The 12,518-nt window shown below is 64.3% G+C and carries 10 protein-coding genes; 2 read left to right on the top strand and 8 right to left on the bottom strand.

Annotation, left to right across the window (positions count from 1 at the left end; genetic code table 11):
* Positions 1 to 141: 141 nt before the first annotated feature.
* Positions 142 to 3,096: an excinuclease ABC subunit UvrA gene (gene uvrA, locus ACO056_RS16000; RefSeq protein ID WP_421848491.1), complete on the top strand. Its 2,955-nt coding sequence runs from the start codon at positions 142 to 144 to the stop codon at positions 3,094 to 3,096.
* Between the two features lie 844 nt (positions 3,097 to 3,940).
* On the opposite strand, the gene ACO056_RS15995 is transcribed toward uvrA, so the two are convergent.
* Positions 3,941 to 5,236, bottom strand: coding sequence for a hypothetical protein (locus ACO056_RS15995; protein WP_421848489.1), 1,296 nt, complete (start codon positions 5,234 to 5,236; stop codon positions 3,941 to 3,943).
* A gap of 162 nt (positions 5,237 to 5,398) precedes the next feature.
* Between ACO056_RS15995 and ACO056_RS15990 the strand changes: the two genes are divergently transcribed.
* Positions 5,399 to 6,580 (top strand): hypothetical protein, encoded by a 1,182-nt coding sequence (locus ACO056_RS15990; RefSeq protein ID WP_421848487.1) that lies wholly within the window; start codon positions 5,399 to 5,401, stop codon positions 6,578 to 6,580.
* Here ACO056_RS15990 and ACO056_RS15985 read toward each other — a convergent pair.
* From ACO056_RS15985 to ACO056_RS15955, 7 genes are read right to left on the bottom strand one after another with little or no spacing between them, the layout of a single operon-like run.
* On the bottom strand, positions 6,534 to 7,391 hold the full coding sequence (locus ACO056_RS15985) for a general secretion pathway protein GspK (RefSeq protein WP_421848485.1): 858 nt from the start codon (positions 7,389 to 7,391) through the stop codon (positions 6,534 to 6,536). The two genes, ACO056_RS15990 and ACO056_RS15985, sit on opposite strands and share 47 nt — an antisense overlap.
* Positions 7,388 to 9,421, bottom strand: coding sequence for a type II secretion system secretin GspD (gspD, locus tag ACO056_RS15980; RefSeq protein ID WP_421848483.1), 2,034 nt, complete (start codon positions 9,419 to 9,421; stop codon positions 7,388 to 7,390). Before gspD ends, ACO056_RS15985 begins: the two co-directional genes overlap by 4 nt.
* Positions 9,414 to 9,956 carry a hypothetical protein gene (locus tag ACO056_RS15975; protein WP_421848481.1) on the bottom strand — a complete coding sequence of 181 codons (543 nt, stop codon included), beginning with the start codon at positions 9,954 to 9,956 and terminating at the stop codon, positions 9,414 to 9,416. Before ACO056_RS15975 ends, gspD begins: the two co-directional genes overlap by 8 nt.
* A complete protein-coding gene (gspM, locus tag ACO056_RS15970) occupies positions 9,922 to 10,467 on the bottom strand; it encodes a type II secretion system protein GspM (RefSeq protein WP_421848479.1) in 546 nt (181 codons plus the stop codon). Before gspM ends, ACO056_RS15975 begins: the two co-directional genes overlap by 35 nt.
* The gene (locus tag ACO056_RS15965) at positions 10,464 to 11,462 is read right to left on the bottom strand and encodes a PilN domain-containing protein (RefSeq protein WP_421848477.1); all 999 of its coding nucleotides are present in this window, start codon (positions 11,460 to 11,462) and stop codon (positions 10,464 to 10,466) included. Before ACO056_RS15965 ends, gspM begins: the two co-directional genes overlap by 4 nt.
* The gene (locus ACO056_RS15960; protein WP_421848475.1) at positions 11,459 to 12,148 is read right to left on the bottom strand and encodes a PulJ/GspJ family protein; all 690 of its coding nucleotides are present in this window, start codon (positions 12,146 to 12,148) and stop codon (positions 11,459 to 11,461) included. The genes ACO056_RS15965 and ACO056_RS15960 overlap by 4 nt, the downstream gene beginning before the upstream one ends.
* A complete protein-coding gene (locus ACO056_RS15955; protein WP_421848473.1) occupies positions 12,145 to 12,516 on the bottom strand; it encodes a hypothetical protein in 372 nt (123 codons plus the stop codon). The genes ACO056_RS15960 and ACO056_RS15955 overlap by 4 nt, the downstream gene beginning before the upstream one ends.
* Between the last annotated feature and the right edge of the window lie 2 nt (positions 12,517 to 12,518).

Raw genomic sequence — 12,518 nt, 5'->3', positions numbered from 1 at the left:
GGTTGGGAGAGGGGAACCTGCTCTGCGTTTCCAACCTTGCCCCCCGCGCCACCTTGCGCATGGCTGCCCCGCCACCCACGTGTCGCAAAACCTCCGCGCGCCTCTTGCCGGAATCGAACAAATCTGGAACAAACCGCCCCCATGTCCCTCAGCACCATTTCCATTCGCGGCGCGCGTGAGCACAATCTCAAGGGGATCGACGTCGATCTTCCGCGCGATAGCCTGATCGTCATCACCGGCCTCTCCGGCTCCGGCAAATCGAGCCTCGCGTTCGATACGATCTACGCCGAAGGGCAGCGCCGCTATGTCGAGAGCCTTTCGGCCTATGCGCGCCAGTTTCTCGAGATGATGCAGAAGCCCGATGTCGAACATATCGACGGGCTCTCCCCCGCCATCTCGATCGAGCAGAAAACCACCAGCCGCAACCCGCGTTCCACCGTGGCGACAGTCACCGAGATCTACGATTACATGCGCCTCCTCTGGGCGCGCGTCGGCATTCCCTATTCGCCCGCAACGGGGCTCCCGATTGCGGCACAAACGGTCACCCAGATGGTCGACCGCGTCCTCGCCCTGCCGGAGGGCACGCGCGTCTATCTTCTCGCCCCTGTCGTGCGCGGCCGCAAGGGGGAGTACCGCAAGGAACTCGCCGAATGGCAGCGCGCCGGCTACACCCGCGTGCGCATCAATGGCGATCTGATGGCCATCGAAGACGCCCCTGCGCTCGACAAGAAGCTGAAGCACGACATCGAAGTCGTCGTCGATCGCATCGCGGTGAAGCAGGCCGACGAAGGCTTCCGCACCCGCCTTGCCGATAGCTTCGAACAAGCCCTCAAGCTGGCAGACGGCACCGTCTACCTCGATCTCGCGGATACGACTGTTGAGGCGGTCAGCGGCGAGGGGGCAGCCCCCAATCCCGCTCAGCCTGAGCCTGTCGAAGGCCCCTCGGCCAAGCGCAAGGCGGGCATGAAGAAAACCGGCCTCCCGCCCAACCGCATCGTCTTCAGCGAAAAGTTCGCCTGCCCCGTCAGCGGCTTCACCATCGAGAGCATCGAACCGCGCCTCTTCAGCTTCAACGCCCCCCAGGGCGCCTGCCCCGCCTGCGATGGCCTCGGCGAAAAGCTCCTGTTCGATCCCCAGCTCGTCGTCCCCAACGAAGCGCTCAGCCTCAAGCAGGGCGCCGTCGTGCCCTGGGCCAAGTCCAACCCCCCGTCGCCCTATTACATGCAGGTCCTCGCCAGCCTCGCCGGCCACTTCGGCTTCAGCCTCGAAACGCCGTGGGAAAAGCTGCCGGGTGAGGTCAAGGTCATCATCCTCTACGGCACCGCCGGCAAGGCCGTCCCGCTCACCTTTATCGATGGCAAGAAGAGCTACACCGTAGCCAAGGCCTTCGAAGGCGTCATCGGCAACCTCAACCGCCGCATGCTGCAAACCGAAAGCGCCTGGATGCGCGAGGAGCTCGGCAAGTTCCAGACGGCGCAGCCCTGCGAAACCTGCCACGGCGCCCGCCTCAAGCCTGAGGCGCTCAGCGTCAAGGTCGCCGGCGCCGACATCTCCTCGATCACCCGCCTCTCCGTCGCCGCCGCGGTCGAATGGTACGGCCAGCTCGATGCCCAGCTCACCTCGCAGCAGAGCCAGATCGCCAAGGCCATCCTCAAGGAAATCAACGAGCGCCTCGGCTTCCTCAACAACGTCGGCCTCGATTACCTCAACCTCGATCGCACCTCCGGCACCCTCTCCGGCGGCGAAAGCCAGCGCATCCGCCTCGCCAGCCAGATCGGCTCCGGCCTCTCCGGCGTGCTCTACGTGCTGGATGAGCCCTCCATCGGCCTCCACCAGCGCGATAACGATCGCCTGCTCATCACGCTCAAGCGCCTGCGCGATCTCGGCAACACCGTCATCGTGGTCGAACATGATGAAGACGCGATCCGCACCGCCGATCACATCGTCGATCTCGGCCCCGGCGCCGGCGTCCACGGCGGAGAGATCGTCGCGCAGGGCGATCTCGCGGCGATCCTGACGAACCCCAACAGCCTCACCGGCCAATACCTCACCGGCGCCCGCCGCATCGAGGTGCCCAAGAAGCGCCGCAAGGGCAACGGCCTCAAGCTCACCGTCGAAGGCGCCCGCGCCAACAACCTGCAGAACGTCACCGCCTCCATCCCCCTCGGCACCTTCACCTGCGTCACCGGCGTCTCCGGCTCCGGCAAATCGAGCTTCACGATTGACACGCTCCACGCCGTCGCCGCGCGCACGCTCAACGGCGCCCGCGTCATCGCCGGCGCGCACGACCGGGTCACCGGCCTCGAACACTGCGACAAGGTGATCGAGATCGACCAGTCCCCCATCGGCCGCACCCCGCGCTCCAACCCCGCGACCTACACCGGCAGCTTCACCCTCATCCGCGATTGGTTCGCCGGCCTGCCGGAAAGCGCCGCCCGCGGCTACAAGCCCGGCCGCTTCAGCTTCAATGTGAAAGGCGGCCGCTGCGAGAAGTGCCAGGGCGATGGCCTCATCAAGATCGAGATGCACTTCCTGCCCGACGTCTACGTGACGTGCGAGGAATGCGAAGGCCGCCGCTACAACCGAGAAACCCTCGAAGTGAAGTTCAAGGGCCACTCCATCGCCGATGTGCTCGACATGACGATCGAGGACGCCGAGGAATTCTTCAAGGCCGTCCCCCCGATCCGCGATCGGATGCACATGCTCAACGAAGTCGGCCTCGGCTACGTCAAGGTCGGCCAGCAGGCCACCACCCTCTCCGGCGGCGAAGCCCAGCGCGTCAAACTCGCCAAGGAACTCGCCCGCCGCAGCACGGGGCAAACACTCTATATCCTCGACGAGCCCACCACCGGCCTCCACTTCGAAGACGTGCGCAAACTCCTCGAAGTCCTCCACCGCCTCGTCGATCAGGGCAACAGCGTCGTCGTCATCGAACACAACCTCGATGTGATCAAAACCGCCGACTGGCTGCTCGATCTAGGCCCCGAAGGCGGCGTCCGCGGCGGCGAACTGGTCGCCGAAGGCACCCCCGAAACCGTCGCCAAAAACCCCCGCAGCTTCACCGGCCACTACCTGGGCCCGCTGCTAACGCGCTGATGAGGAAAGCCCTCTCCCCTTCAGGGGAGAGGGTTGGGAGAGGGGCTCCCCACCAAAACCAAGCCACCCAAAAAGCAGCCTCCGGCGGGCAAGGGCCACAGCCCTTGCATCCCCAAAACTCTAAAACCCCTCCCCATTTTTGCGAGAGCACAAATGGGCCAGCCATCCCCTGAGGTCCTCCCCATTTTTCCCTGAGCTTGTCGAAGGGACAAATGGGGAGGTGGCAGCCCGCAGGGCTGACGGAGGGGTAACGGCGTCACACCCAGCGCCCGCCGGGGACACAACCCGCATATGCCCCCCACCAAAGCGAAACGAGCCACAGCGCAAAAGCAAAGAAGGGGGCCATCGCCCCCTTCACCCCCCACACTGTCAACGTGGGCGCCCACCCCGCACCAAAGCGTGAGGCTGCCCAGACAAAAGCCCTCTCCCCTTCAGGGGAGAGGGTTGGGAGAGGGGGGAAAGCCCACTACCCCGGCAAATCAGCCACCCGCAAAACCCCCGCCGCCGCGCATGCGCGTGAGTCTAATTCATTAGGAATTTGGAGACTTGTGTATCTTGCACTGCAATTCGGAGAAGAACAGAGTTCGCGGTTTGAAGCTGAGGGCGATCGCATGATGACCGCTGGCGAACTAGGCCACATCGAGGCTGATAAGAGCTCTGACATCGTAGTCCGGAACGGGGCCGCGAATCAAAAACGCCGCCCGTAGGCGGCGTTTTCTTGATCACCTAGGATCGGTTTTACCCACCAGTGTTCATAACGGGATCCTCCGAGACTACCTCATTCTGAGAACATTCTATGCCGTGGCTCTTTCCTAGCCACATGGCGTATCGGCTTGATGTCTATCTAGGCGATGTCCTTCAACAAAACAACCTGCCCTGCAGCGACCGCAATCAGGTGCACCCATGGCTGAAGAGCCTTAAGATTCCGTGACGTGGGAGTTATCACTGTCGCGCTGCGGAAATCTCTGCCGTGAGAAAGCGCATTTCGAATGTCTCGAATCGCCTTAGTGAAAAGTTCAACGCCTTTGGGCGCGAACGTCGATTGTTTCGCGGTGGCAGACACAAGTGCTTTTATGACAAAGCCCCCATCACATTTGAAATCCTTTGAGAACGCAGGGAGGTTTTCTTTAATTTCTGACCAAAGGAGGTTGGGGTCAATTGTGTCTTGGATCAATTGCGCAAAGCGTGCATATTCGTCAAGTTTTGACATCGAAAATGCAGACATTAATTTATCCGTAGTTTCGGATATATCATCAATCGCGTGAGGTGAATTGAGTATTCTCTTGACGGCTAAGCGTGTAGAACTCTCAAGATAAAAGAAAGATGCGTATTCCATTATCCGATAATAATATTGAAATCGCCTAGCAGGGTCTCCAAAGTTTGGTGCTTCCCAAAAACTTAGAAGATTATTATCTAATTTCTTACCATTTATCAATGAAGGAAATTTACCAGAAATATATCTCAGTCTAGGCATTGGCTTATTTTCGGATTCTGCTGGGTGAAGAACAACTATGGGCCCACTTTTGTCGTAATAACTTAAGTAAAAATTGAGATTATTTACAAATTCCACTGTCAATTCAGGATGAAAATCCAGACCATCAATCCAAAATGATACTGGATCTCCTAATGATTGATCAGGTTTTCCTCCTGGCCTTGTGGCCTTGTAGTGCCTATCAAATGATTGTAAGTTTCTAAAGCTTGTAGAAGACATTTTAAGTGGCAAAAAATTCTTCGCTATCGAAAGTAATCTTTCGCTTGATTTAGAAAAGTGGCACTTATAATTAGCGCCAAGATATTTAAATGTAAATCTTCTGCCAATTATGTCATTCTGGGAATCCGGAAGTTTATAAGCAGTCCATATGACTTCTAAAGATTTCTTATCAATGTGATAAATTGCCGTAAATCTCTCCGGCAGTATAATTTGATTTAGTGCGCTATAGAAATCGGCTGGCTCATCTTTAGGTATCATGAGAGCTAAAGATGCATCGTTCCATGGGCGATCGATAAATAGGTGAACCTCACTCGAGCGATTAACTTCAATGACAGATGAACACTCGTTCGCCTTCAAGAAAGGCTCCAATGCTTCGCGCGCAGCTTTCAAAGCTGCCGATTCGGCTTTCTGTTTTGTCGCCTCCGACATTTTTGCCCCTTACAACATCAAGATGTCAGCACGCTACCATGTGCAAATGAAAAACCAAGTAGGTACGCCAAGGACGATATTGTCATTTTATCCCCCCCTGTCCTACACACCCCCACCCATGCCACAATGATCCCCTTTTGTTCCAATCGGGAGTCGCACGGCATGTCACAGCACAATTCCAGCGGGTTCGGGCGCGGGTGGATTCCCATGGAGCGCGATATCGGGCTGCCCGATGATGTCGATCCGTTTGCGCCCCCGCCTCTTGCACGGAGGGGGTTGGGGGGTGATGGCTCTCCGACTGGTGAAGTGTATGCGGCAAGACACCGCCCCAACCCCTCCTCTGAAGAGGAGGGGCTCAAGTTCACCCCTGCACAGCCCTTCACCCCGGATCGCCGGGTGCGCTTCCTCCATCACCTCGCCACCACCGGCAATGTCCGCCGCGCCTGCGCGGCGGTCGGTGTCTCGGCGCAGGCGGCCTATGTCCACAAGCGGCGCGACGGGGCGTTCGCTCATGGCTGGGATGCCGCGCTGCTCCTCGCGCGCGATGCGGCGGAGGAAGTCCTCGCCGAACGCGCGCTGAACGGGGTGCAGGAGACGATCTTCTACCGGGGCGAGGCGGTCGGCCACCGCGTCCGCTTCGATGCGCGCCTGCTGCTGGCCCACATCGCCCGGCTTGATCGCCATGCCGATCAGGCGGTGCAGGAGGGTGCGCCCGCGCCGGGCATCGCCGCCCGCTTCGATGAATACCTCGCCGAACTGCGCGAAGCGGCGGAGCCCGGCGACGAACCCGCCTTCGCGCCGCCGGATTATGATTTCGATGCCCCGCCGCAATGGACCCCCGCGCAGCCCTCGCGTGAGGAAGCCCTCCTCGCCGCGCGCGAAGAGGTGCTCTATGACTTCCCCCCTGAATCGGAGGACCTCACCGCCGAAGCGCTCGCCGGGCTCGATCTCGATGCCATCGATCCGATCGATATCTGGCCCGAGGCGCTCGCCCACGCCCAGCACACCGCCGAAACCGCCGCCGCCGCCGAATGGGACGCCGCCAGCCAAACCCGCCTCGCCGCGCTCGACACCCTGTTCGCGCAGGACGCCGCGCCCCAGGATCCTCCCCATTTTTCCCTGAGCTTGTCGCAGGGACAAATGGGGAGGTGGCAGCCCGAAGGGCTGACGGAGGGGCAAATTCCGCCCCTCCCGGCCAAGGAACCCCCCATCGAAACCAAGTCCGCCAAGCTCCCTCAGGACCCTGTCAACCGTGTCAACTTGCGCGCCGTGATCGCGGCCCGTCAGCCCCGGCGCGTCACGCACCCCAGCGCAGCACATAGGGCTGGCGCGGTTTGCCGGTGATTTCCACCACCACCCGCCGCTGCGCCTGCGCGCCGCCGGGGCCGTGGGCCGTGGCGATGATCGTCACCACGCGGCCGCTCCAGTCGGCCGGATCGCTGATCGCCAGCGCCGGGCGCTGCCCCGCGATCTCGCGCTGCCGCTCGATCACAGCGGGTGAGGCGCGGTCGCCGTCGTTCATCACCTCGATCGCCAGCGGATCGGCGTACCGCTTGTCAAACGGCTTGCCGGCCACTTCCACCGTCGCGATCCGCGCCACGCGTTCGACCAGCGCGGGGGTGAAGCCGCGAATGTCGCCCAGCTCCTCCACGCTCTGCGGCGGACCGTTGCGCGCGGCGTAGCCACGGCGGCGATAGTCCGCGCTTTCCGCGCCGTTGCTGCGGGGCTCGTCGTCCTGGTCGATCCAGTCGTCAAAGCTGTCGCGCATCGTGGCGATCTGTGCGGGCGGCAGGCCGAGCGCGGCCATCAGCCAGCCGATGTTCTCGCCGTCGATGCGGTTGATCATGATCTTGCCTGCCTCGTCCTCGATCCGGATGCTGATGGGCACGGCGTTGAAGTTGGCGTCATACGTCCGCCCGTCGATCGCCCAGCGCGCGGCCAGGCCCGGGCGAGTGAGGTTGGCGAGCGCGATTTCCACCCCCGCATCGGCCGCCGCCGTCAGCCGCGCCCGGCTCGTCTCGGCCTCCAGCGTATCGAGCCGCGCCGCCGTCGCCGCCGCCGCCCCTGCCGCGAGCGCTGCCATCACGCCGATCCCCGCCACCACGGCAAGCATCGCGTAACCGCGCTCGGTCCGGGGGCGGGCGGGCGGTGTCACGGGATCTTGCCCTTGGTCTTGAACGGCTCGACCGACTGGATCTTGGCGCGCAGTTCCTCGGTGATCGCGGTGAGGTCATCGGGGGTCCGCAGCACATGCGGCTTGATCAGGATGATCAGCTCGGTGCGCTTCTGCGAATTGTCGTGGTTGCCGAACAGCAGCCCGCCCAGCACCGGAATGCGCGAGAGGATGGGCAGGCCGTTCTTCCCGAAGCTCTTGTTGTCGCGGAACAGACCGCCCAGCGCGATGACCTGCCCGTCCTGCACCGAAACCGTGGTGGCCACGCGGCGGGTGGTGATCGTGGGGGAATTGGTCACGCCGGTCTTGGTCTGCTGCACATCGCTCACTTCCTGCGAGATATCGAGCAGCACCGCCCCGCTCACATTCACCCGCGGGGTGATCTTGAGGATCACGCCGGTATCGCGGTACTCCACCGTGTTGGCCGAGAGCAGATTGCCCGAGCTGCTCCCGCCCCCCAGCGGCGTGACCTGCTGCGAAAGCACCGGCACCTGATCGCCCACCTGCAGCGCCGCGGTCTGGTTGTTGAGCACCATCAGCTTGGGCGCGGAGACAACCTTCACCGTCGTGCGCTCCTCCAGCGCATTCAGCGTCGCGCTGATGTCGTTCTTGTTCGAGTAGAAGTAGGAGAAACCCGGAAACCGTCTCGTCGGCGAACTGTTATCCCCTTCGCTCAGCGCGAAATTGGATTCGCCGGTCTGGAAGTTCCACTGCACCCCGTAGCGCAGCCCGTCATTGAGCCCGACTTCCGTGATCGCCGCCTCGATCATCACTTGCAGCGGCGGCACATCCAGCTTGCGCAGCGCATCCTCGACGATCGCGTAATCATGCACCGAACCGTAGACCACGACAGCGTTGTTCACCTCGTCTGCCGAAACGCGGACTTTCAGCCCGCCGCCGTCCGGCCCGCCGCCATTCTGGATCGGCGGAGAAGTCTTGTCCGCCCCGCCGCGCGTTTCGGGCGCGAAGGGATCGGGATTGTCGGGCGATCCGCTGCCACCTGCGCCGAAGCCGAAGCTGGCGTTGAGCGTCTTGACCAGATCCCGCGCCCGGCTGTTCTGCACGCGGTAAACGAACAGCCGCGCTTCGTTGTTCGTGCCCTCCCGGTCCAGCACTTCGACCCAGCGGCGCACGTCCTCGAGGTATTGCTTCTGCGCGCTGATTGCGATCACGCCGTTGATCCGCTCCATCCCGATCAGGCGGACAAGCCCGCGCGTCGGCGCATCCGGCGCGTTGATCAGCTTGTCGAGCTCGGGCACGATCAGCCGGCTGTCGAGGTTCTGCGGCACGAAGAGCGCGAAGGACATCGAGCGCAGCCAGTTCACATCGAACTGCTCGATCACCTTGTGCACGCTCTTGCGCTGCGCTTCGGTGCCGGCGATTACCAGCGCGTTCTGCGTCGTATCGAACGACTGGACCGCGCCGGGCACCACGGTATCGAGCAGCTTGCGCATTTCCTCGGCATTGGCGAACTGCAACCGCACCGTTTCGCTGCCGAAGCCGCGATCGGGGAGGAATTCGGTGCCGCGCGCCTTGGCCGCGTCGATCGTCATGATGCGGTAGCCGGTGCCTTCCCACACCATCGCGAGGTTCGCCTTCCTGAGCGAGGCCTCGAACAGATCGAGCAATTGCTGGCGGCCGACCGGTCCCGGTGTCGTCAGCCCCACGTCGACATCGCCTTCGAGGCTCACGGTGTAGGGTATGCGCAGCGTATCGCGCAGCACGATCTGGGCGAGGGTGCGCACATCGGCGCTCGGGATGGTGAACTCGATGTTGCCCCGCGGCGCGGTGCGCGTCCTTTCGCTGCTGCTGCCGGAAAGAGAGGGTGCAGGCTCACTGCCGCCCACGATGGCCGTTATCACGCCTTCGGGACGCGGGCTGGGCGCGGGCGCCGCCGCGGCAGGCAGCGCGCGCTCGACCGGCTCGACCGCCGCCTTGGGCGCGCAGCCCGTGACCGCGGCGAGCGCCAGTGCGGAGAGACCTGCCAGCCGGATCGAGGGGTGCTTATTCACTGTTGTTCTCGCTTGCGCTGGAAATGAGTGCGGAACCTGCCGCCGGAGCACTGGCGCCGAAGCCGATGCGCATGATCGTGCCGTCCTTGCGGAACCGGGCGCCGCTTGCCTCGATCCGCAGCAGCTGCCAGCCCCGATAGCTGCGGCCGGCAGCCAGGCGCAGCACGCGCCCGGTTCCCTCGCGGAGCAGCAGTGCCTGCGCGGAGCCGACCCGCAAGGCGCCGAGCACCAATGTGCCGCCCAGCGGGCCAACCGGCCTTGCGCCCACTACGCTCGCATCGAACGGTCCCGCACCGACCACGCGCAGCGGGGAAAACAGCGAGGAGCGTCCGGTCAGATTGGGAGCCGCGACGTCCGCGATGGCAGGCAGCCGCCGGTCCGGCGCGCGCGAGACACCCGAGGCCAGCGGCACGGTGGCGCCTTGCGGCAACGCGAGTTGCAGCGCGGCGCCCGCCAGCAGCACCAGCGCGAGCCCTGCGGGCAGCAGCGCACCGTTCACCCTATCGGGCCGGTACGAAAGGAGCCGTTGCTTCAATTCTGACATCCAGCAGATCCGATTTTGTATTGGTGAGCGCATCGTCGGCGATCACGGTCACGCTCTCGACAGCGAGTGCGGGTTTCAGGGCATTGAGGCGGGCAAGCAGGGCGGCGAGCTGGTCATGGCTCATCCGCGTGTCGATCGCGGCGCGCGCCCAGCCTTCCTCGGTCGGCATGGCTTCGGAGGCCTTGACGTCGCCGCCAGCCTCCTGCGCCGCCGCCTCCACGCGTTCGCGCAGCGTTTCGCCCGCGTCCTCGGCATCGGGAGCGGCGATGAACAGCGTCCGCATCTCACCGACCTGACGCTCGGCCTCGGCCTGCAGCGCGCCCACCGCGCCGATGCGCAGCTCGTTGGCATGGAACGTCTGGACGAGCGCATCGCGCCGGGCGGCGCGTTCGGTAAAGCCCGAAACGATGGGGCCGATCATGAGGGTGAGCACCAGTGAGGCCGCCAGCACCAGGACCAGCACGGCGATCAGCTTGCGCTCGCGGGACGAAAGCGGCCTCATGCGCCGTCCTCCGCCCACGGGCTCAGCACCAGATCGAAGGGCCGACCAGTCCCGGTTTCGGCCAGTGCTTCCGATCGGCTGGCCCGCACGCTGGCAAACAGGCCCGAGGCCTTGAGCGCCGAGACGACGTTGACGCCCGGCGCGGCATAGCCTGACAGCCGCAGACTCTTTCCGTCCCACTCGAAGCGCTGCACCCACGCTCGCCGCGGCAGGGCGCCGCTCACCTTGGCCATCAGCCGCAGCGGCTGGTGCGCTGCGCGTCGCGCATTGAGGGCGCTGACCAACCGTGCATTGCCGAGGACGCGGTCCTCGATGCGCCGTACGGCGTCAAGGGCAGGGGCCTGCGCTGCGACGAGTGCCTGCAGGCGGCCCACTTGCTGCTGGTTGCGCAGCACGGCTGTGCCGATGTTGATGAGCACCAGCACCGCAACCACCGCCCACCAGAACCGCGCTACTGCGGCGCGCGGCGGCAGCAGCCCCGCCGCGCGCATGGCAGGTGCAAGATCGAAATCGAGCCGTTCGCCCGCTGCGTCGAGCGGGCCCAGCTGCGCCGGGATGATCCCAGCCTCGCGCGCGGCAGCAGCGATCTCGCGCGCCCGGGCTATCGGCAGCGCGCCGACCTGCACTCGCAGCAAGCCCGTGTCGTCCGCTTGCCCTAGCGTGCGAATGCCGAGCACCACACTGTCCGCCGGAACGGGCATGATCCGATCCGCATCGAGCGTGATCATCGCGGCGAGATCGGCCTGCGGGAGGCGCGGCAGGGTGAGCGTCCGCACGAGGCAGAGCTCGCCCGGGATCACCAGCGCATCGGCCCCGGCGCGGCTAGCGGCGATAACCGCGCCGTGTTCGTAGCGGTGCCATGCGGTGAGGCTTCGGCCCCGGACTAGGCCCGCCGGGAGCAGTTCTTCGAGTTCGCGGAGCCACCAATCGAACCCGCTGCGCGCCATCCGCGCCAGCGTTGTCATATCGGTGTCGAGCAGTTCGGAGAGCGTCATCGCACCTCTCCGCAATCGAGGCTCTGGCGGCCATCCGGACAAGCTAGGCGCACGCCGCTCATCGGCCGCACGATCAGCACGGGCCAGCTGCGCGCATCTCCCGTCGCGAAGCCAAGGCGCATGCGCACAAGCTTCGGCGGCTCCGCGCGGTTGAGCCAGCGGTCCTGCCAGACGTCCTGCCCGGTGATGCGGTCTGCGCCGTAATAGGCAAGCTCCACTGTCTGCACCCCGTCCAGCAGCGGCGAGGCGCTCCAGCCTGCGACCGCAGGTGCGCGGATATCGGGGCCCGCCAACAGCGGTGCGGTAAAGAGCACGAGCTGGCCGCCAGCGGTGCGCTTGAGGCGGATTGCCTGCAGCTGGTGTGCGCCGCCTGCCGCAAGGCCGGGCGCGGTGAACGTCACTTCGTCCCGCAGCCCCACCATCGCGATCGTATCGCCGGCACCGCGCGGATCGACTTGCGGGCGCATCTGTTCGATCCGCGCGCGGAGCAGGTCCTGCGCGCTGGCGACCTGTTCGATCGCATCGCCCTGCCGGCGCGAGGAATCATCGAGCCGGACGATCAGATTGATGACCGAGGCCAGCAACGCCGAGATCATGCCGAACAGCGCGAGGGCGACCAGCATCTCCGCGAGGGTGAAGCCTGCCGCAGACCCGCGCTGGTTGAATCGGGAAACCGCGCGGCTCATGGCTGCGCTTTCAGTGTGGTCAGCCGCGCGAGCACCTTGCCGGTCGCGGCGTCGCTGACCGCAACGCGCACTGTCTCGAGCCGCAGGCCGTCTGCCGCCTCGCCCGCATAGCCCTCGCTCGAAACCGTCCAGGCAAGTCGGCCATCTCCCCCCCGCGGCGCGATGGCAGAGCCGGAACCCGGCACGCTCGCCGCCGTGAGCACCGAACGCGCGAGCAGCAGCGCCTGCCGCTGTTCGGCCGCGGCCGCGGCAGTGCGGCCCATCTGCCAGACGGTATCAAACACCAGCGCCGCCATCAGCGCGGCGATGGCCAGCGCCACCAATGCCTCTACCAAGAGGAAACCGCGCTCGCGCGGACCGGGTTGCACCG

Source organism: Novosphingobium sp. (assembly GCF_965228995.1).
Lineage (GTDB): Bacteria > Pseudomonadota > Alphaproteobacteria > Sphingomonadales > Sphingomonadaceae > Novosphingobium.
The sequence above is the reverse complement of the archived record's forward strand: the minus strand, read 5'-3'. Positions and strand labels throughout refer to the sequence as shown.